This is a genomic window from Marinomonas sp. TI.3.20 (assembly GCF_038155025.1).
Taxonomy (GTDB): domain Bacteria; phylum Pseudomonadota; class Gammaproteobacteria; order Pseudomonadales; family Marinomonadaceae; genus Marinomonas; species Marinomonas flavescens.
In genome coordinates, this window is the sequence record NZ_JBAKAS010000007.1 from 103,398 (window position 1) to 120,717 (window position 17,320).

Genomic DNA, 17,320 nt, shown 5'->3' on the forward strand with positions numbered 1-17,320 from the left:
AATATTCCTCTAAGCAAGTACGGCTTCTTTAATGGCACAATTCATAATTTTTTCCTGAGTCAGCCCTTCATAGCCAAACTCCCCTTTAAGCCGACCTTCGTGCATAACTAACACTCGATCACTAATACCGATTACTTCAGGAAGTTCTGATGACACCATAATGATAGAGACACCTTCCTTCACAAGCGCAAACATCAGTTTGTAGATTTCATACTTAGCCCCCACATCGATACCTCGAGTCGGTTCATCTAAAATAAGTATTTTTGGTTTAGTTAACAGGCATCGCGCAATAATGGCTTTTTGTTGATTCCCTCCACTGAGATTCTTTATCGCTAAATCAGAGGTTGCTGTTTTGACTTTTAGCCGAGCTATCGAATCATTGATGTCATGAGATTCTTTGGCTTCATCAATCGCCCCCAACCCCGTACTGTAATTATCAAGAATAGATAAAGTGATGTTTCGCCCTACTCCCATGATAGGGACAATGCCATGACGTTTACGGTCTTCTGGCACCATGGCGATACCTGCTTTTAATGCTGCGCGCTGCGAACGAATCGAATGACTGCGCCCTTCCAGCTCAATGCTGACTTGATATTGGCCGTCGTAGCATCCAAACAGGCACTGCATTAATTCAGTTCTACCTGAGCCAATTAAACCAGCAATACCAAGAATTTCGCCTTTATGTAGAGAAAAACTCACGTCATCAACTTGAGGTCGAGAAGCACCCGCTTGAATCGCACTGGCATGATTCACTTGCAAAATCACATCACCAATATCGTGCGGCTCTCTAGGAAAGAGTTCATCTAATTGGCGACCAACCATCATGCTAATAATGTCATTTTGAGTCAGATCAACAGCGGCTTTGGTCGCTATGTGGTCTCCATCACGAATCACTGCTACCCAATCAGATAAGGCAAGTACCTCGTCTAACTTATGAGAAATATAGACACAAGCAATACCTTGTTGCTTCAACCCATCTACAATACGAAGTAAAATTTCAATCTCGTTATTGGTCAAAGACGATGTAGGCTCATCCAGTATCAGCAGCTTAACGTCTTTATTTAGTGCCTTCGCTATCTCTACCAATTGCTGCTGCCCAACACCCAGTTCTCGAATCAAGGTATCTGGGGATATATTGAGCTTTACTTGTGCCAATAGCTCCTGTGTTCGACGATGCATTCGTTCATCATCAAGACTGGCATAAGAGCCTAATTCATTACCCAAAAAAATATTCTCCATCACAGAAAGCTCTTTAACGAGCGCCAATTCCTGATGAATAATCACAATACCTAATGCTTCCGTATCTCGAATACCATTAGCCTTAACTTGCTTTCCTTGGAAGTAAATTTCTCCCTCATAAGTGCCGTATGGCCAAACCCCACTTAGCACCTTCATCAAGGTTGATTTGCCCGAACCATTCTCACCACAAAGCGACAACACCTCCCCATCACGGAGCGTTATGCTGACACCATTTAACGCACGCACACCGGAAAAACTTTTCACGATATCACGCATATCTAATAGGGGTTGCTTCATATATACACCTCTATGAAAAGCAAAAGCGCCCATATGAGCGCTATATCATGAATAATTTAAGGGTTATAAACGTCTTTATGAGAATGGAAGCCATCAGCGATAACCGTGCTGTCTATATTGTTTTTAGAAACGGCAATGGGTGTTAGTAATACTGCTGGTACGTCTTTTTTGCCGTTATTGACTGAGCCATTTGTCGTGATTTTTTCGCCACGAGCCAACTTCACAGCAAGCTCAGCACTGGTTGTTGCCAGCTTAGAGATAGGTTTATAAACCGTCATGGTTTGAGTCCCTGCAACAATACGACGTATCGCAGCAAGATCGGCATCTTGGCCAGAAATAACCACTTTACCGGCCAATCCTTGGGCATTAAGCGCCTGAATGGCCCCGCCGGCAGTAGAGTCATTAGACGCTACGACGGCATCAATTTTATTATTATTAGCAGTTAAGGCATTTTCCATCATATTGAGAGCGGCTTCGGCAGACCACCCCGTTGCCCACTGGTCACCAACTACCTTAATATCACCACGATCGATTGCTGGTTTCAGAACTTTCATTTGCCCTTCTCGAAACATCTTTGCGTTGTTGTCTGTTGGCGCACCGCCCAATAAAAAGTAGTTACCTTTAGGGACTCGTTTTAATAAGGCTTCCGCTTGCATTTCACCTACACGGACATTATCGAACGACACATAAAGATCAATGTCTGCAAACTTAATCAAGCGGTCATACGCTAATACCTTGATGCCAGCGTCTTTAGCTTCGGTTAGCACATTACCTAATACTTCACCATTTTCCGGAACGATAACCAAGACATCCACTCCACGAGAAATCATGTTCTCAATTTGAGAAATCTGAGTAGTGGCATCCCCATTCGCAGATTGGGTATAGACTTTTGCCCCTAATGCTTCTGCGGCGTGAGTAAATAGGTCGCGGTCTTTTTGCCAACGTTCAAGGCGTAAATCAGACATCAATAAGCCAATTTTTTCACCAGACGCCATAACAGGACCAGCTGAAAAAATAGCCGCAAGCAATCCAATTGATATAAGTTTTTTCATTTTTCATTCCTTTTATTTTTATTAAATGAATAGTCTCCAAAAGGAGTCTACTGAATGTAAATAAATGAGAGAGACAGTGACATTATCTTTTTTTGTTTACCTTTAGCGTTTTTTATAAAAACAAAAAAGGCCGTTTCTCAATCTGGAGAAACGGCCTAGCATTTATTATTTCAAAGATAGCCATAAGGCCCATTTAATCTATACCTGCCTCAGCATATTTAAGACTAGTCAGCCAAGCGATAGGGGCCGCCTTTTTTAAGGGCTGCTTGATAAGCTGGACGAGCCTGAAGGCGTTTTACCCAAGCAACTATGTGTGGGCGTTGCTCGCACAAGCCAAAAGAGACGGCAAGCTCTCCAACGAAGCTCATTTGAACATCTGCCGCACTGAATTGATCATCTACCAAGTAACTTTTCCCTTGTAACGACGCTTCAATAAAATCTAAATGATTATCCAGTTCACTATTAATTCGTGGCTCTAACGGTAAGCCACCATCGCCAAGTGGACCAACGTAGATTTTCAATAGAAGCGGAAGCATTGCCGAGCCTTCAGCATAGTGAAGCCACTGCACATATTCCTCATACTCTTGGCTTTCTAAAATAGGATTCAGTTGGTTGGTTGAATATTTTCGGACAAGATAATCAATAATCGCACCAGATTCATGAATGATCATTCCCTTGTCTTCAATCACTGGCGATTTGCCTAATGGATGAACATGAAAAAGTTCTGGCGGCGCTAGGTTAGTAACAGAATCACGCTCATAATGTTTGATACTGTATTCAAGACCTAACTCTTCCAGTAGCCAGAGGATACGTTGTGAGCGCGAGTTGTTTAAATGGTGAACGATGATCATACGTTTAACTCCGATGTTTTAACAAGGTGAGAAGAAGCAAAAATAATTAGACTAATGGCCTGTTAAAGTAGGCTAATCGCGCGATGAAATCAATCATATACGACTGGTCTAATTATTCATTTCATTAACGTGACTTACGCTTTCAATCAAATTAAATAGGTTTATAGACAACTGGTCTATTCCGGCATAAAATTTACAGATGAAACCAAAAGTAAAAACGAACGACATGCGTAACCACATCCTCGAAACCGCACAAGAAATCATCAGCGGCAAAGGTTTTAGTGCCGTCGGATTAAATGAAATTCTAAAGGCATCCGGTGTTCCTAAAGGGTCTTTTTATCATTATTTCGGCTCCAAAGAGATCTTTGGCGAAGAGCTGCTCAAGAATTACTTCTCGATTTATTACCTTTCTCTAGAGGAGCAATTATCTCAGCCAAATCTGTCTGGTGCTGAGCGCTTAATGGGTTACTGGGAAGCCTGGCTAGAAACACAATCGTCCTGTGACCCAAAAGGAAAATGCTTAGCCGTCAAACTGGCTGCCGAGGTTAGTGATTTATCTGAACCTATGCGTACCGTTTTACAACAATCAACTAATCAAGTCATTGAACGGCTTGCTCAAGCTATTGAAGATGGCATTGCTGACGGATCGCTAGCGGCTAATTTGAATGCAAAGACACTGGCTATGACGCTCTATCAACTGTGGTTGGGAGCCAGTTTACTCGCAAAAATCACACGAGACCGTAATCCGCTAGTATCTGCGCTAGACGCAACACGGGGATTACTGGGGCTGCCGCAACGTTAACAGACATTGTTTTATTAAAATTGTTTTATTGAAAAAGCCAATTCGATTCGTCATCGAATTGGCTTTTTTATGTTTCACCCTTTGCTCTATCTATTTTAAGAGCGGGCTATAAACGTCATCAAAATGCTCACACCGCTAGAGGCTAGAACTATCTGAATTCGTCTATTTTTTATATCAATGATGGCCGACGCGAATCACTCGTTTACCGAAGTTTTCACCTTTAAGAAGGCCAACAAAGGCTTCTGGCGCATTCTCTAAACCATCAATCATTTCTTCTTTGTAGCTGATTTTATTACCTTCAACCCAAACACTCATCTCTTTAGCAAAATCAGGATAAAGGTGTCCAAAATCATCAAAGATAATAAAACCTTGCACCTTGATTTTCTTACGCAAGATTTGCCCCATCAACCAGTTCATGCGATCTGGTCCTTCTGGCAACTCTGTTGCATTGTATTGCGACACTAACCCACAAACAGGCACGCGTGCATTCGAGTTCAATAGAGGCATTACCGCATCAAGAACCTTGCCACCAACGCTTTCGAAGTACACATCGATTCCTTCTGGACACGCGTTAGTAAGCTGCTCCTGAAAGTTATCCGCCTTATGGTTAAGGCAGGCATCAAAGCCTAGCTCTTCAACGGCATACGTGCATTTTTCATCCCCACCAGCGATACCAACAACGCGACAGCCTAATAGTTTACCAATTTGGCCAACCGTAGCGCCGACTGGTCCCGTCGCAGCAGCAACAGCAATCGTCTCACCTGGTTTTGGGGCACCAATCTGTATTAGACCAGCCCAAGCAGTAAAGCCTGGCATACCTAAAATACCGAGTGCCCAAGATGGATGTTCAGGTGATTCGCCAAGATTTGTTACGCCAGTACCATCTGACAAAGCGTAGTCCTGCCAGCCATTGTAGCTAAGCACCCAGTCTCCTGGTGCAAAACCTTCAACATTAGAAGTAACCACCTGAGCGACCGTACCACCGACCATTGCATCACCAATTTCTACTGGTGCGGCATAGGATGGAGCATCGCTCATACGGCCTCGCATATAAGGATCAAGCGATAGATACTCAGTGCGTAACAGCATCTGATTATCAGCGGCGGTAGGAATCGCTTCTTCAACAAGCTTCAACGTATCTTTAGTTGGCTCACCTTTAGGGCGTTGTGCCAATACCAATTTACGATTTACTGTATCAGTTTGTTTCATATTAACTTTCTCCTATAACGCAGCGTTTAGTATGCGACGAGCATCTTCTGGGGTAATCGCATCGTGCTCACCCAGTGTTGTCATGCCATGCTCTTTTAAAGCGTTAACAATATGATCAATTTCAGGCGCTCCAATGGCGTAATCACTCAAATGCGTTTTAATGCCCATCTGCTCAAAGAAACGACGAGTTGAATCAATCACCGCATCAATTCGAGCATCCTCAGAGCCATCACGAATGTTCCAAACATTGGCCGCATATTGCAGTAATTTTTCACGTTTTCTATCACGCTGGTCATTCATCAACGATGGCAATACAACCGCTAACGTACGCGCATGGTCGGTATCATTAAGCGCTGTAATTTCATGCCCAATCATGTGACTTGCCCAATCTTGAGGAACACCTGCACCAATTAAACCATTAAGAGCCAGCGTAGCTGTCCACATTAGATTCGAGCGGATATCGTAATCTTTAGGCGTCTCAAGCGCCTTAGGTCCAAGCTCTATTAACGTGCGCAATAAAGTCTCGGCAAAACCATCTTGAACATACGCAGCAGATGGATAAGTCAAATACTGCTCCATAGTATGAACAAAAGCATCTACGACACCATTAGCGACTTGGCGAGGCGGTAAAGTATAAGTAATCTCTGGATCTAATACTGAGAAAACAGGGAAACAATGCGAACTATTAAACGGTAGCTTTGCTTCTTTCTCAGGGTTAGTAATGACACCACCAGAGTTCATTTCAGAACCCGTAGCAGGTAGCGTAAGCACTGAACCAAATGGCATAGCTTCCTTAATGACCGAGCCGTATGATGTCAGGATTTCCCAAGCATCACCTTCGTATTTTGTTGCTGCCGCGATAAATTTAGTCGCGTCGATTACTGACCCACCACCAACAGCAAGCAAAAAGTCCACGTTGTTTTCATTGATCATATCAACGGCTTTCAATGCAGTGGCATAACGTGGGTTTGGTTCAATTCCGCCAAACTCAACCAATGTACGTCCAGCAAGTGCTTCACGAATTTGTCCTAAAACACCACTACGTTCAGCGCTGCCTCCGCCAAATAGGATCATTACTTTAGCATCACTAGGTATCTGATCATTCAGGTCAGCAATGCGACCTTTACCAAATAGAATTCGTGTTGGATTTTGAAAATTGAAATTTTTCATGTATCAGTATCCTTTGGTTTCAATATGAAAGCGGATCGTTATATTTCCGCCTACGGCACTAGAATAGAGGAGTGTAATAAAAACAGATTAACGCACTGCATCACCTTGGACTATATCTCGCTGAATAAGCAAAACGTAACCGTCGATTATATGGCTAAAGTAACGTCAAAAAATGACCGCCTCGCCTCCCCTCTTCTGTCTCATTGGTTATAATAGTAAAGCAACAATAGACCGGTCGTCTATAGTTGAAGGGCGCTTATTTAACGGTACTTTTCGGACAGTAAATACTTCGTCATTTTGAATCCTTTTTACGACTAATAAGGACTAAAATGATGAATATTAATGATTTTATAAACAGAAAATCGACATTGAGCCATACGAGACAGTACGTCACAAAAACAAAAAGGCCACGTCCCAATAGTAATATCGAAACGTGACCTAGTAGTAAACAAGCCATAAATGGCTATTAAGCCTGCTAGAACAAAGGTAAAAAAACCTCTATTCAACGCGCTTAAAACTAGCAAATTAAAACCAGCACCTTAAAAGATCAAGAAACCTAGTGAGATAATCACGCCAGAGCCAATCAAAGCCATGATGCAGTAACCCATTACATCTTTTGCACCCAGACCTGCAATCGCCAACGCCGGTAATGCCCAGAAAGGTTGAATCATGTTGGTCCAAGCATCCCCCCAAGCAATTGCCATGGCGGTTTTCGCAGCATCAACACCCAACGCCGCGCCTGCTGGCATCATGACAGGGGCTTGAACCGCCCACTGACCACCACCAGAAGGAACGAAAAAGTTAACAATACCGGCACTTAGGAAAGTAAATAATGGGAACGTCGTTTCATTGGAAATAGACACAAACCATTGCGAGATCACGCCAGCCAATGACGCACCACCGTCACCAGTAGCTGTCATCATGCCCATGATACCTGCGTAAAATGGGAATTGAAGAAGAATACCAGAACAGTTACGCGCACCTTGTGAGACAGAACTCAACAAACTTTTTGGTGTGCCATGAAGCAAAATCGCCGTGAACAAAAAGGTAAAGTTCACGATGTTTAAGTTCAATGCAAAGCCATTATTAATGAAATAATAAATGATATATGCAAAGCCCATTGCCCCTAACAAAAGAGACAATATACGGCTATTTTCCAATCGCTCTGCTGGTGTCATATCACCTGTTTTAGGCGCTTCCACTTTTTCATCTTCAAGCAAGGACGCATCAATCGTGATGGTGTCTTGAGGAGATGGGTGCATGAGTCGGTTTAACAAAGGAATCGCGACCAGCATGACAGCAAGGATCGTTAGATTCATTGGCGAAAAGATAGTTTCAGAGGTTGGGATTGGCGACGTTACCGCACCATTTGTCACTGTGCTGATATTCGCACCACCCGCAATCGCCAATGGAATCGAGCCAGACAAACCAGCATGCCAAAACAAAAAGCCACTGTACGCGGAGGCGATCAACAAACGGTAATCAACACCTTTTACTCTTGACGCCAATTCGCGCGCAAAAATAGCACCGACAACCAAGCCAAAGCCCCAGTTGATCCAACATGCAATCGCACTGATCACTGTCACCAAGATGATGGCTTGACCCGGTGTTTTCGCCACACCTGCCAACATGGCTAATTTACGTTTAAAAGCAGGCGCACTGGCCATCGCGTGACCGGTTACCACCACCATCGCCATCTGCATAGAGAAACTAAGCAGTTTCCAAAACCCACCAGCCCAAGCATTTACCACTTGCATTGGCCCTTGGTCAGTACTTGGCATCACCAGTACAAACACGACCAGAGTTAGCACAATGGCAAAGATAAAAGGATCAGGAAGGTATCGCTGAAGAAGCGTAACGAAAAATTTACTTAAGCGCTGCAAAGCAGTCTGTTTTACTGCGTTATTAGTCATTGAGTGTCCTAATATTATAATTATTCTAGGTTAAAGCCAGACAACTGGATGAGTTGTCTGGCTTATGTTTTTTCAAGCTTATATTGCTCTTTATTGTCTTGTCTTCCTGACCGTTCTAACGTGACACTAACATGGCGATTCCCATGCCACCGCCAATACAGAGCGTTGCCAATCCTTTATGACGCTCCTGACGTTTCATTTCATGTAACAAGGTAACAAGAATCCGACAACCTGATGCCCCAATAGGATGACCCAAGGCAACAGCGCCACCGTTTACATTTACTTTATTAACGTCTAAACCAAGTTCCTGATTAACGCACAAAGCCTGTACAGCAAAGGCTTCATTCGCCTCAATAAGGTCCAGATCAGCCAGTGTCCAATCGGTTTTAGCCAATACTTTTCTTGTTGCTGCAATTGGGCCTGTGCCCATAATCTCAGGATCAACACCCGCACTGCTCGCCGCTTCAATCACACCAAGCACGGTTAATCCTAACCGTTTCGCCTCTTCATCCGACGTCACCACCACCATAGCAGCACCATCGTTAAGGCTAGATGAGTTACCCGCGGTTACCGAGCCCCCCTTGCTAAACGCTGGACGTAACCTAGCAAGTACTTCTTCAGTCGCATTTGGCCTAATCTGCTCATCTTCTGAAACGATGATGGGATCACCTTTACGCTGAGGAATAACAACAGGAATAATTTCTTCAACAAAGCGGCCCTTTGCTTGCGCTTGCCCCGCCTTTTTCTGTGACTGTACGGCAAATGCATCTTGGTCTTCACGACTAATGTTCCAGCGTGACGCGATATTTTCAGCAGTTTGTCCCATGTGATAATCGTTAAACGCATCCCATAGGCCATCTGTGACCATGGTATCTACCATTTCCCAGTTGCCCATTTTTTTACCAGAACGACTCTCTGGTAAAACATGAGCAGCCTGACTCATACTTTCTTGGCCACCCGCAACAACCATTTTGGCATCGCCATTTAAGATAGCTTGAGCCGCCAGTTGAACGGCTTTTAAACCAGACCCACACACTTTATTAATCGTCATTGCCGAGACGCTATTCGCCAATCCTGAATGAATCGCGGTTTGACGCGCTGGATTTTGCCCACAACCTGCGGCCAGTACTTGCCCTAGAATAACTTCATCAATATTGTCTTTCAGAGCTGGCTGTTTAGCCAATAAACCCGTTAATAACTGCGTACCTATCTCTACCGCACTCAACGAGGACAAGCCGCCATGAAATGAGCCTATAGGGGTTCTTCCTGCTGCAACAATTACTGCTTTCATCGTCTTTACTCCGCTAACTCAGATTATATTAAGCAAACACCATTTCAGGTACATGATCAGGAACGATCAATTTACCCTGTGTTTTCTCTTGGATTTCCTCGATAGAAACACCCGGTGCGCGTTCTTTCAAAATAAAAGCACCGTCTGCGATTTCTAACCAAGCTAAATCCGTTAAGACCTTCTTAATACACCCTTTTCCCGTTAAAGGTAAGGAACAATCCGTTAACAGTTTTGATTCACCTGATTTAGACGCATGGGTCATAGTGACAATAATGTTGTCTGCACCGGCAACAAGATCCATTGCGCCGCCCATGCCTTTGATGAGCTTATTAGGAATCATCCAAGAGGCAATATTGCCATTAACATCTACTTCGAAAGCACCCAATACCGTTAGATCTACATGACCGCCGCGAATCATCGCGAAAGATTCTGCCGAAGAAAAAATAGAAGCACCTTTAACCGCGGTAACGGTTTGCTTACCCGCATTAATCATGTCTGCATCGATGGTTTCCTCCGTTGGAAACTCCCCCATGCCCAACAAGCCATTTTCTGATTGCAACATCACTTCCATACCCTCTGGAATGAAGTTGGCAACCAAAGTCGGAATACCAATGCCTAAGTTTACGTAAAATCCATCTTGTAACTCTTGGGCGACACGCTGTGCCATTTGTTCTCTTGTAAGTGCCATCTTTGAGCCTCTTATTATTTGTCTATTTTTTTGTCAGTGTTAATCATCAATATGACAGGGCAAATTAGTCTGCAGATCGTACCGTACGTTTTTCGATACGTTTTTCAAACGTGCCTTGAATAACACGATCAACATAGATACCAGGAGTGTGGATTTGGGCAGGATCAAGTTCGCCAACTTCGACGATTTCTTCCACTTCAACAACGGTAATTTTTCCGGCTGTTGCCGCGAGAGGGTTAAAATTTTGTGCCGTATGGCGATAGATAACATTGCCGTAACGGTCCGCTTTCCAGCCTTTGACAATAGCAAAGTCGCCAGTAATCGCTTCTTCCATTAGATATTCTCGGCCATTAAAGACACGAACTTCTTTGCCTTCGCCGATTGGCGTACCTACACCGGTCGCGGTAAAAAAGGCAGGAATACCCGCACCACCCGCGCGCATTTTTTCGGCTAGCGTGCCTTGGGGAGTAAGTTCAACTTCCAACTCGCCGTCTAAAAGCTGTTTCTCGAAAAGCGCATTTTCGCCAACGTAGGAAGAAACCATCTTGCGCACTTGCTTGTCTTCAAGCAAAACGCCCAAGCCAAAACCATCGACACCACAGTTATTAGAGACAATGGTTAGATCACGAGTTTGTCGTCGTTTGATTTCTTGAATAAGATTTTCAGGGATACCGCATAAGCCAAAACCGCCAGCCAAGACGGTCATACCATCTTCTAGCCCAGCCATGGCGTCTTCATAAGACGTAACTACTTTGTCAAAACCCGCCATTACTTTTCTCCTAATTATTATTGTTTAAAAGTGCTTTTTAAAAGTATTGCGTAAAAGTTTAAGTCACTGCAGTTTGACTCAGGACGATAAATAAATTAATTTTAATTTTTATATTTATTAATAAGAATTTTAAATAAATGAATTTAAAGCAAGTACGCGCCTTTCTCGCCGTTGCAGATGCTATGAGCTTTGCCAGCGCCGCCAACCAACTGCATTTATCGCAGCCAGCTCTAAGCTTGTCGGTAAAAAGCTTAGAAGAGAATCTAGGTGGTAAACTGCTAACCCGAACAACACGCACCCTGTCACTCACGCCAGAAGGTGAAGCCTTAGTGCCCCTTGCTAGACGTATATTGGCCCAATGGGAAAACGCGGAAGATGAAATGAAGCAACGCTTTGCGCTTCAACTAGGGAAAATATCCATCGCCTCCATGCCTTCTTTCGCCGCGTCCTTATTGCCAAAAGCCATTCATAACTACCACAAATGCTACCCGCATATTCAAGTTGCCATAGACGATGTGCTGTCTGACATTGTCGTCGATATGGTGGGCAATAATCAGGTCGAGCTCGGCATTTGTTTTGAGCCAAGCAACTTACTAGATTTGGCATTTTATCCGCTCTATGAAGATAACTTTATCGCTATTTTTCCTGAGCATCATCCGCTCAATAACGCAACCAAGATCACCTGGCAAGCCCTGCTAGAATACGACTTCATCACTTTACAGCGCCCTTCTAGCGTACGCGCCATGATAGAAACTTCATTGCAAGAAATGGGCATGGAACTCAAGGTCGCCTTCGATGCTCATCAGCTCACCACCGTCGTCAGAATGGTCAGTGAAGGCATGGGCGTGGCCGTTGTGCCAGTCATCTGTCGCCAACAAGCTTATGAACAACACCTACTTTGTCGCCCTATTGTTGAACCCGAAATTGGCCGCCGAGTGGGAGTTCTATGTAAACCAAGATCCAGTCTTTCTATTGTCGCTGCGGCGATGCTAGACGTTCTCATAGATACTTATTCGTCAATTGAAAACGTGATACCAGCACAAGGCTCAATGGATTCTCAGTCAACGTAAACGGACCACTCGCTCTTTTTTTATCGGCATGACTCGCGTTATCCTATATACATACAATAGATAAATGCTGAGTCTTGCCGCCTACAACCGCCATTGCACGGAGTCGATATGCCGTTTAAAAAAACAGAAAAGCTCACTCAGGCAGCCAATACCTATAAATCGATTTTGAATGCGATGGAAGAATGGGTTGTCATCGTCGATCATCAATCAAAAATCTTCTTTATTAATCGCCCCTACGCACGTTTCCTAGGGGTTAAAGCCGAAGACGTTAAAGGCAAAAAAGTCACAGAAGTGATTGAAAATACGCGTATGCATATCACGGTTCAGACCGGGAAAGCAGAGCGCCTGTCACTACAAAAAATACTTGGCAGCACTATGATTGCCAATCGCTTTCCTATTATCGAACAAGGAGAGGTCATCGGCGCCGTTGGCACAGTGATTTTTCACGACACCCACGAATGGAAGCAAATCAACACGCACATCAAAGCCTTACTAGCAGAACAAGACTTTAGCAGCCAAAAGCAGCTTACATCGAATAAAACAGTGACTGGAGCCAGCTTTCAGCTCAACGATGTTATTGGCGATAGCCAAGTGATGAAATCTCTTAGCGCGAAAGTAAAGCAAGTCGCTTCAGGCGATGTGACCGTGTTAATTCGAGGAGAATCAGGCACTGGCAAAGAACTTTACGCCCACGCAATACACCAGCTTTCTGACCGTGCTGAATTTCCTTTTATTAAAGTAAATTGCGCCGCTATTCCAGAGAACCTATTAGAAAGCGAATTATTCGGTTATGAAGAAGGGGCTTTTACTGGCGCTAAACGAGGCGGCAAAGCAGGTAAGTTTCAACTCGCCAATGGCGGCACCTTATTTCTTGATGAAATCGGCGACTTACCCTTACCCATGCAAGCGAAATTACTGCGAGTACTACAAGACAGAGAAGTGGAATCAGTCGGCGGTACACATGCCACACCGCTCAATATTCGCCTTATCACCGCAACACATCGCCCTTTAGAAAGCTTGATCGCCTCCGGTGATTTTCGTGAAGATCTGTACTATCGGATCAACGTCGTATCGATTAACCTCCCAGCACTCAGAGAGCGACGCGACGATATCGCCAAACTGGCGGATTTCTTTCTACAAAAGCTGTCGCGTCGTACTGGAAGACGCGCGCCTAAACTCACCGTTCAAGCCCTCACTGCCATGCTTGCTTATGATTGGCCAGGAAATATTCGTGAGCTGGAAAATGTTATGGAAGCGGCGTTTTACACCAGCCATGATAGGAAAATCCCCTTATCCTTATTGCCAGTGCAATTATCTCAGATCATACCAAGGCCCCAAGAACACCAACCTCACTTTACGATCAAACAGGCCGAAGGCAGTCTAAAGGAACAGCTCAATGCAGCAGAAAGAGAGATCATCAAAGCAGCGTTAATAGAATGTGGTGACAACCGTACTAAAGCAGCTAAAAAACTGGGCATTAGTAAATCCACTTTTTATGAAAAAATAGACAAATACGGGATAAGCTAGCCACCTTCTTTACGAAAACTCAACAAAAAAGCCGAATAATCGTCCGATTATTCGGTCAATTTCCGACATACCGGACTATATTTGATAAATACCTAGCCTTATTCTTAATAACCGTCCGAGTTTTCGGAAGTTTATTCTGTTTTATTTTACAAAAATCTCAAATAAAACATAACTATATGATAAATAAAGATTTTATTTTTATGGCATTGTTTTTGATAGTAATCCTATTAGCTCCGAAGACGCCTTAACCTATATGGAAGATTCTTTGGCTTGCACGATATAAAAACTATAAAAATAATAGGATGAACACCATGAAAAAAGCTCTCGTAACAGCAATGTGCCTAACTGGTTTAACCTTTACAGCCTCTTCCTACGCTGACTTCAATAAAATACGCTGGCAAGTCCCTATGGCTTTCTCCTCTTCTTTAGTTGCGCTTGGCGATACCATGCCTGAAGTGTCTAAAATGCTAAAAGAAAGCAGCGGCGGTAAAGTAAACCTTAAGGTTTTTGAACCTGGCTCTCTTGTTCCTGCATTAAGTATTTTTGATAATGTCAGCTCTGGCAATATATCTGCTGGGTATTCATGGATGGGGTATGAGTGGGGACAAGTTCCTGCTGCCGCGTTATTTGGCGCGACACCTTTTGGCCTTGAATCAAATGAGTTTACCGCATGGATGTATTTCCATGGTGGCGACAAGATGCTTAAAAAGCTGTTTAAACCCTATGATGTCTACCCTATTCTTTGTGGCACAATCAGCCCAGAAGCCGCAGGTTGGTTCCGAAAAGAAATCAACACGGTTGATGACCTAAACGGACTTAAATTTCGTGCCGCAGGACTGGGTGGCGAAATCATGTCTGAATTTGGCATGTCGATTAACGTCTTCCCAGGCGGCGAACTCTACCAAGCGCTAGAAACTGGCGTACTAGATGGCACCGAATTCTCTATCCCTACGGTGGATGAGCAACTTGGCTTCTATCAAGTCGCAAAACATTACTACCTTCCAGGTTGGCACCAGCCTTCAACCAACCAATTCCTCTACATCAACACCAACGACTGGCAAAAGCTTAACAAGCAAACCCAATCGTTAATCGAAACAACCTGTATGGCAGCCAACACACTCGCGATTTCAAAATCCGAAGCCTTACAAGGCGGTGTATTAGCGAAGTTCGAAGAAAAAGGCGTTCAATTACACCAATACTCTCCTGAAATCTTAAAAGCTTTCGAAAAAGCCACCGACAAAGTCATGGCTCGCCATTCTAAAGACAACGCTCAATTTGCAGAAATCTATGCCTCTATGAAAGCGTTCCAAAAAGAACACAGCTCATGGAAAAAGCTAGGTTACTTACCGCGTGATTGGGATACGAAATAACTCTATTTGACACTCTGTTTAGTGAGTCGGCATCGAATGATGCCGACGTTTTTCACTGGATGCTAGCATCCGGAATCAAAGGAGAATGGTATGTCTGATCATACTACTGAGTTGGATTTGGCAGAAATTGAGGCAAAGCTATCGCACTCAAGCCTAAACCAGTTACCTCATACTAAAATTTCGAAAATCATCGAATCTAGCATTGAAAAAATCGGCCAGTATTCCTCTTGGCTATGGCTTATTTTAATGCTGCTAATTGTTGGTAACGCGCTCATGCGTTATTTATTCAACACCACTTTTGTCGCACTAGAAGAGCTGCAATGGCACCTATACGCCGTTGGTTTTATGCTAGGCCTTTCTTATTGTTATATTCATGATGGTCATGTTCGTGTCGATGCATTGGCAGAACACTGGCCGCTTCGCACCAGAGCATGGGTTGAAGTGTGTGGCATCACCTTATTACTGCTCCCCTTTTGTATTGTGATGTTTAGCTATGCTCTGCCCTTTGTTGAAAGATCTTATCGCTTGCATGAAGTGTCCCAATCTTTTGACGGACTGCCTATGCGCTGGATTATTAAATCATTCATTCCAATCGCTTTAGGTTTATTAATGATAGCCGCCACTTCTCGCTGGCTGAGATGCGTCGCTTTTTTAACTAAGACGCCCACCTCCAATAACCACACACCACGCTAATCATTAGGGGAAGAATGTGTTCGAAACATACGAATTTTTAGTCATAGCCATGCTTGGCTGCTTTATCTTACTTATTTTTTCTGGCTTCCCTGTTGCTTGGGTTTTAGCTGGGCTCGCCATCATTTTCAGTGTTGTCGGCGTTGTCACGTCTCAGTATCTAGACTGGGACACCTACTACATGACCGATTGGCGGATTTACGGCACCATAGTGCAACGGATTTACGCTCAAATGAGCAACTGGGTATTAGTCGCCCTGCCCATGTTTATTTTTATGGGACTGATGCTAGAACGCTCCGGTGTCGCTGAACGCCTGATGGTCAATTTTGTAAACCTATTTGGACGCTTCCGCGGCGGGCTCGGCGTAGCGGTTATCCTAATCGGTATCTTATTCGCCGCGTCTACCGGCATTGTCGGCGCCTCTGTGGTATTGCTCGCTATGTTGTCCATGCCGATCATGCTTGAGCAAAAATATTCGCCATCCTTTGCCAGTGGTATTGTTGCATCGTCAGGCACATTGGGTATTTTAATTCCGCCAAGTATCATGCTGATCATCATGGCTGACCAATTATCACTGTCGGTTGGTAACTTGTTCATGGGGGCGCTCGTTCCAGGGTTATTATTAGGCACCTTGTATATTGTTTACGTCATCCTAACGGCGATTTTTAACCCAAAAGTTTGTCATCCACCAATAGACTTACCCCCTATTAGCAAAGCATTAATCTGGTCTACGATGAAAGCGGTTTTTCCACCGTTAGCGCTCATCCTCTCTGTTCTAGGCTCTATTTTTATGGGCATTGTTTCGCCAACCGAAGCCGCTGGTGTGGGCGCCTTGGGAGCGACGTTATTAGCCATTCTAAATAAACGTTTTAACCTCGCCATGCTCGCAGACGTGTGCCGAAAAACCACCATCACTACTTCATTCGTATTTGGTATTTTTCTCGGTGCCACCGCTTTTGCTGTTGTCTTAAGAACCCTTGGGGGAGATGAGTTTATTAGCAGCCTGCTGCAAGGTATTCCATTGTCTCCAACCGGAATTATCATTGTTATTCTGCTCATCGCATTTGTGGCTGGTTTCTTCCTAGATTGGCTTGAAATAAGCTTGATACTGCTGCCTTTGGTTGGCCCTGTTGTTGTCGCTCTAGGCTTTAATTTAGTGTGGTTTGTAGTACTGTTTGCTTTGGCATTGCAAACATCTTTCTTAACACCGCCCGTCGGTTTCTCTCTGTTTTACTTAAAAGGTGTTGCACCCCCTAGTGTCACAACATTGCATATCTACAAAGGGGTTATCCCGTTTATTTTATTGCAACTATTGGCTGTACTTCTGGTTTTTATTTTCCCAGACCTCGTTCTTTGGTTGCCTAAAGTCATCTACGGCTAAC

General features: G+C 44.0%; 16 protein-coding genes. 7 read left to right on the top strand and 9 right to left on the bottom strand.

The window, feature by feature from the left end; genetic code table 11:
- Positions 1 to 9 precede the first annotated feature (9 nt).
- The 3 genes from V6259_RS09275 to V6259_RS09285 form a co-directional block, all read right to left on the bottom strand.
- Positions 10 to 1,536 (bottom strand): xylose ABC transporter ATP-binding protein, encoded by a 1,527-nt coding sequence (locus V6259_RS09275; protein ID WP_341584304.1) that lies wholly within the window; start codon positions 1,534 to 1,536, stop codon positions 10 to 12.
- Positions 1,537 to 1,592: 56 nt separating this feature from the next.
- Positions 1,593 to 2,588: a D-xylose ABC transporter substrate-binding protein gene (gene xylF, locus V6259_RS09280; protein WP_133010350.1), complete on the bottom strand. Its 996-nt coding sequence runs from the start codon at positions 2,586 to 2,588 to the stop codon at positions 1,593 to 1,595.
- Between the two features lie 224 nt (positions 2,589 to 2,812).
- On the bottom strand, positions 2,813 to 3,439 hold the full coding sequence (locus V6259_RS09285) for a glutathione S-transferase (protein ID WP_341584305.1): 627 nt from the start codon (positions 3,437 to 3,439) through the stop codon (positions 2,813 to 2,815).
- A 199-nt stretch (positions 3,440 to 3,638) separates the two neighbouring features.
- Between V6259_RS09285 and V6259_RS09290 the strand changes: the two genes are divergently transcribed.
- Positions 3,639 to 4,241 (top strand): TetR/AcrR family transcriptional regulator, encoded by a 603-nt coding sequence (locus V6259_RS09290; RefSeq protein WP_341584306.1) that lies wholly within the window; start codon positions 3,639 to 3,641, stop codon positions 4,239 to 4,241.
- 174 nt (positions 4,242 to 4,415) lie between these two features.
- Here V6259_RS09290 and V6259_RS09295 read toward each other — a convergent pair whose 3' ends face one another.
- Positions 4,416 to 5,450 carry an NADP-dependent oxidoreductase gene (locus V6259_RS09295; RefSeq protein WP_341584307.1) on the bottom strand — a complete coding sequence of 345 codons (1,035 nt, stop codon included), beginning with the start codon at positions 5,448 to 5,450 and terminating at the stop codon, positions 4,416 to 4,418.
- A gap of 12 nt (positions 5,451 to 5,462) precedes the next feature.
- On the bottom strand, positions 5,463 to 6,620 hold the full coding sequence (locus V6259_RS09300; RefSeq protein WP_341584308.1) for an iron-containing alcohol dehydrogenase: 1,158 nt from the start codon (positions 6,618 to 6,620) through the stop codon (positions 5,463 to 5,465).
- A gap of 24 nt (positions 6,621 to 6,644) precedes the next feature.
- Here V6259_RS09300 and V6259_RS09305 point away from each other — a divergent pair, with 24 nt between their 5' ends.
- Positions 6,645 to 6,833: a hypothetical protein gene (locus V6259_RS09305; RefSeq protein ID WP_341584309.1), complete on the top strand. Its 189-nt coding sequence runs from the start codon at positions 6,645 to 6,647 to the stop codon at positions 6,831 to 6,833.
- A 326-nt stretch (positions 6,834 to 7,159) separates the two neighbouring features.
- Here V6259_RS09305 and V6259_RS09310 read toward each other — a convergent pair whose 3' ends face one another.
- From V6259_RS09310 to V6259_RS09325, 4 genes are all read right to left on the bottom strand, one after another.
- Positions 7,160 to 8,533 (bottom strand): TIGR00366 family protein, encoded by a 1,374-nt coding sequence (locus V6259_RS09310; protein WP_341584310.1) that lies wholly within the window; start codon positions 8,531 to 8,533, stop codon positions 7,160 to 7,162.
- A gap of 115 nt (positions 8,534 to 8,648) precedes the next feature.
- Positions 8,649 to 9,824, bottom strand: coding sequence for an acetyl-CoA C-acetyltransferase (locus V6259_RS09315; protein ID WP_133010336.1), 1,176 nt, complete (start codon positions 9,822 to 9,824; stop codon positions 8,649 to 8,651).
- A 28-nt stretch (positions 9,825 to 9,852) separates the two neighbouring features.
- On the bottom strand, positions 9,853 to 10,512 hold the full coding sequence (locus V6259_RS09320; protein ID WP_133010335.1) for a CoA transferase subunit B: 660 nt from the start codon (positions 10,510 to 10,512) through the stop codon (positions 9,853 to 9,855).
- A 64-nt stretch (positions 10,513 to 10,576) separates the two neighbouring features.
- Positions 10,577 to 11,281, bottom strand: a complete 705-nt coding sequence (locus V6259_RS09325; RefSeq protein ID WP_133010334.1) for a CoA transferase subunit A — start codon at positions 11,279 to 11,281, stop codon at positions 10,577 to 10,579.
- A gap of 137 nt (positions 11,282 to 11,418) precedes the next feature.
- Here V6259_RS09325 and V6259_RS09330 point away from each other — a divergent pair, with 137 nt between their 5' ends.
- The 5 genes from V6259_RS09330 (at position 11,419) to V6259_RS09350 (ending at position 17,319) form a co-directional block, all read left to right on the top strand.
- A complete protein-coding gene (locus tag V6259_RS09330) occupies positions 11,419 to 12,351 on the top strand; it encodes a LysR family transcriptional regulator (protein ID WP_341584311.1) in 933 nt (310 codons plus the stop codon).
- A gap of 108 nt (positions 12,352 to 12,459) precedes the next feature.
- Positions 12,460 to 13,878 (top strand): sigma-54 interaction domain-containing protein, encoded by a 1,419-nt coding sequence (locus tag V6259_RS09335; protein ID WP_133010332.1) that lies wholly within the window; start codon positions 12,460 to 12,462, stop codon positions 13,876 to 13,878.
- 311 nt (positions 13,879 to 14,189) lie between these two features.
- Entirely contained in the window at positions 14,190 to 15,248 is a 1,059-nt protein-coding gene (locus V6259_RS09340; RefSeq protein WP_133010331.1) for a TRAP transporter substrate-binding protein, read from the top strand.
- A 90-nt stretch (positions 15,249 to 15,338) separates the two neighbouring features.
- Entirely contained in the window at positions 15,339 to 15,941 is a 603-nt protein-coding gene (locus V6259_RS09345; protein ID WP_133010330.1) for a TRAP transporter small permease subunit, read from the top strand.
- A 16-nt stretch (positions 15,942 to 15,957) separates the two neighbouring features.
- Positions 15,958 to 17,319: a TRAP transporter large permease gene (locus tag V6259_RS09350; protein WP_341584312.1), complete on the top strand. Its 1,362-nt coding sequence runs from the start codon at positions 15,958 to 15,960 to the stop codon at positions 17,317 to 17,319.
- Position 17,320 lies beyond the last annotated feature (1 nt).

Coding starts and splice junctions, on each gene's coding strand:
- V6259_RS09275 (WP_341584304.1), bottom strand. CDS start 1,536: ATGAAGCAACCCCTATTAGATATGCGTGATATCGTGAAAAGTTTTTCC.
- xylF (WP_133010350.1), bottom strand. CDS start 2,588: ATGAAAAAACTTATATCAATTGGATTGCTTGCGGCTATTTTTTCAGCT.
- V6259_RS09285 (WP_341584305.1), bottom strand. CDS start 3,439: ATGATCATCGTTCACCATTTAAACAACTCGCGCTCACAACGTATCCTC.
- V6259_RS09290 (WP_341584306.1), top strand. CDS start 3,639: ATGAAACCAAAAGTAAAAACGAACGACATGCGTAACCACATCCTCGAA.
- V6259_RS09295 (WP_341584307.1), bottom strand. CDS start 5,450: ATGAAACAAACTGATACAGTAAATCGTAAATTGGTATTGGCACAACGC.
- V6259_RS09300 (WP_341584308.1), bottom strand. CDS start 6,620: ATGAAAAATTTCAATTTTCAAAATCCAACACGAATTCTATTTGGTAAA.
- V6259_RS09305 (WP_341584309.1), top strand. CDS start 6,645: ATGAAAGCGGATCGTTATATTTCCGCCTACGGCACTAGAATAGAGGAG.
- V6259_RS09310 (WP_341584310.1), bottom strand. CDS start 8,533: ATGACTAATAACGCAGTAAAACAGACTGCTTTGCAGCGCTTAAGTAAA.
- V6259_RS09315 (WP_133010336.1), bottom strand. CDS start 9,824: ATGAAAGCAGTAATTGTTGCAGCAGGAAGAACCCCTATAGGCTCATTT.
- V6259_RS09320 (WP_133010335.1), bottom strand. CDS start 10,512: ATGGCACTTACAAGAGAACAAATGGCACAGCGTGTCGCCCAAGAGTTA.
- V6259_RS09325 (WP_133010334.1), bottom strand. CDS start 11,281: ATGGCGGGTTTTGACAAAGTAGTTACGTCTTATGAAGACGCCATGGCT.
- V6259_RS09330 (WP_341584311.1), top strand. CDS start 11,419: ATGAATTTAAAGCAAGTACGCGCCTTTCTCGCCGTTGCAGATGCTATG.
- V6259_RS09335 (WP_133010332.1), top strand. CDS start 12,460: ATGCCGTTTAAAAAAACAGAAAAGCTCACTCAGGCAGCCAATACCTAT.
- V6259_RS09340 (WP_133010331.1), top strand. CDS start 14,190: ATGAAAAAAGCTCTCGTAACAGCAATGTGCCTAACTGGTTTAACCTTT.
- V6259_RS09345 (WP_133010330.1), top strand. CDS start 15,339: ATGTCTGATCATACTACTGAGTTGGATTTGGCAGAAATTGAGGCAAAG.